Origin of the sequence: Alistipes sp. 56_sp_Nov_56_25 (genome assembly GCF_001915285.1) — a bacterium.
GTDB lineage: Bacteria > Bacteroidota > Bacteroidia > Bacteroidales > Rikenellaceae > Alistipes > Alistipes shahii.
Map to the genome: position 1 here is coordinate 1 of NZ_MNQF01000049.1, position 2,764 is coordinate 2,764.

The 2,764-nt window shown below is 48.2% G+C and carries 2 protein-coding genes; both read right to left on the reverse strand.

All coding sequences use genetic code 11. The features are described 5' to 3' along the window. Positions 1 to 1,446, reverse strand: a 1,446-nt coding sequence (locus BHV64_RS09075; RefSeq protein ID WP_441294232.1) for a TonB-dependent receptor plug domain-containing protein, incomplete at its 3' end; no start/stop codon positions are given. Positions 1,447 to 1,623: 177 nt separating this feature from the next. Further along, positions 1,624 to 2,571 carry a FecR family protein gene (locus tag BHV64_RS09080; protein WP_015547829.1) on the reverse strand — a complete coding sequence of 316 codons (948 nt, stop codon included), beginning with the start codon at positions 2,569 to 2,571 and terminating at the stop codon, positions 1,624 to 1,626. Positions 2,572 to 2,764 lie beyond the last annotated feature (193 nt).

The window sequence follows — 2,764 nt, forward strand, 5'->3', positions numbered from 1 at the left end:
GTTCGAATAGACTCCCTGATTGGTCATGTTCTGGTCTTTCTGATAGATGTAGCTGGCGCTCGCATCGAGCTTGAGCCGGTCTTTCAGAAAGTACGAAGTATTGCGGAACGTGAAGTTGTAACGGTCGTATTCGTTATTGGGGATAATGCCGTCCGAATTGACCGAAGCAGCCGAAAAATAGGTCTGGTTCTTGTCCGTACCGCCAGAAACCGTAACAGCATTCGTATAAACGTGTCCCGTCTCGAAATAATCGTCCGGAGTATAACCGTAACGGGCTTCAGGGCGTAATTTCTCGCCCCAACTGTAAATGCTCGAGCCGCTGCGCTGGCCGTTCAAACCCGTACCGTAGCGATTCTGAAATTCCGGCTGGATGAAAGGTGCGAGAAATTCGATATTACTCGAAAACGTAGCTTTCAGAGTCCCGGCTTGGCCTTTTTTCGTCGTAATCATCACAGCGCCGTTCGCGGCTTCCGAACCGTAGAGCGCGGCCGCGGCAGCACCCGTCAGCACCGACATCGACTCAATATCCTCGGGGTTGAGGTCTGCGATGGATTCCGTAGCACCGCGCGAATCGAACTCCGTACCGCCACCACCACCGAAGTTGTACATCGGAATGCCGTCGATAACGTAAAGGGCGTTCGAAGACTGCGAAATGGACTTGTTGCCGCGCAGTACGACCTTCGAGGCACCGCCGACACCTGACGATGAGGCGTTGATCGTGACACCGGCCACTTTACCCGTCAACGAGTTGATGAAGTTGGCATCCTTGACGGTTGTGATGTCTTCGGCCTTGATCTGCTGAACATTGTAGGCTACGGCCTTTTCCGAACGCTTAATACCAAGAGCAGTGACCACGACCTGCTCGATCTCGGACGCAGCCTCTTCGAGCGTGATTTCGAAAGAAGTCCGGCTGCCCACGACAATAGACACAGGAGTATAACCAATAAAACTGATTTCCAGCTGTCTGTCTGCTGCGGGGGGGGGTACCTGAAGCGCAAACGCACCATCGGCGTCGGAGCTGACGCCTATTGTAGTTCCTTGAACAAGGATACTGGCTCCGACGATCGGATTACCTTTTGCATCCCTGATTTTTCCGGTCACGGAAACCGGATTCCCCGCATCGTTCTTTTTGGTCAGGATAATGTAGGATTCATCGATCCGGTAAGCGATTTCCGTGCCGGCGAACAGTTGTGCCAACACATCCTGGATCGTTTTTTGGACAGCGTTGATACTGACCTTGTTTTTGGTATCGACGCCTTTGTTGATAAACAAGTAACGGGTTTGATTTTCAATCTCTTTTATAACCTGCGAAATAGGGACGTTTTCCATCTTAATGGAAATTCGGGCATTCTGTGCAGATGCAGCGAATACGTTCCCAAGCAAAGAGATTGTGAGTACGAACCCAAACAGTCTTCGAAACTTGTTGAAGAATACTGTTTTATTCATATCTTTGCGAAGTTTTAGATAATAGGTTAATTAGTGTCTCAAAAAAGCTCGATTCAATCTATTATCCGGCCTGCGGATCTCTACCTCCGCAGGCTTTTTCATTGAACAAGCTATGAACGATGTTGGTTACGTTTTCATAGGCAATCATTTTAGGCGTTAAACAATCAGGCTTTCACATCAATAGATCGTCACTACGTTTGTTTCCGAATTTTTCTTGTAAGAAAAGTCCGCGGTATACTGCAAAATGTGAAGGGCTTTGTCAATGCCGTCGTTCACACGAATTTTACCACTGACGTTTCTGATGTTCGGAAGTTTCTCAAGGGAGATGTCGATCTTCACGTCGAATGCCCGCTCGAATTTCTCCATCAGTTCATCGAAAGGCAGACCCGAAATGTTGATAAGACCTTCCGTCCAGCACAATATTTCCGGATCGGTTATCGGTTCGATGAAAAGATGACCGTTCGAGAGATTAGCAATATCGTTAGGTTTCAGTATAATGTCTTTTTGCGTGGGATCGAGCCGGTTTGTAATTTGCACCCGACCTTGGAGCAATGCAGTCGAAAAGCGTTGGTGGCGCTCATCGGCCACAACGTTGAATTTCGTACCCAACACCCGAATATCGGATGCGAAAGTTTCTACAACGAACGGACACCTCTCGTCATGTTCGACATCGAATACCGCCTCGCCGGAAAGCTTTACTCTGCGGAGATTCTTTTTGAATACGGATGGATATTCGATCTTTGCTCCGGAATTGAGCTGAACGCTCGAACCGTCCGGAAGCGTGAACTTCAGGCGTTGGCCGTAAGGAACCTGCAACGTGTTGATTTGCTCGGCAAGCATATCGTAGGTGCGTTCCTTGCTGATATATCCCCCGACGAACAACCCGATGGCGAGCATGGCGGCAGCCTGTACGGTAATACGGACTACCTTTCTCCAGTGCACGGCGATCCAACTTGCTGGACGGATCTCTTCGCCGTACAACTCCATCATGTCGATCTGCATGTGCACCTCATCCGCGCAGCGCTGGAAGTCCTCCGGATTTTCGGAATGCCACCGTGCCACCTGTTCCAGCTCATCTGGGGTTGCTTCGCCGCGCAGAGCTTTGTATATTACCTCTTGATCCATTATCTTGTAATTAAATTATATGCCGGCTTCATTGCTTTCTCTTTTTAAACGCATGAGCGAACCGAGTTTACAGCCTTTTTTATAAATAAATATATTTAACCCGTTGGTTGAATTAAAAAGTTAGTAAAATGACAAATGAAAGGTTGTGCATATTTCTGGTTTTTAGTAACTTAATAGCATCCAAACTATTGAG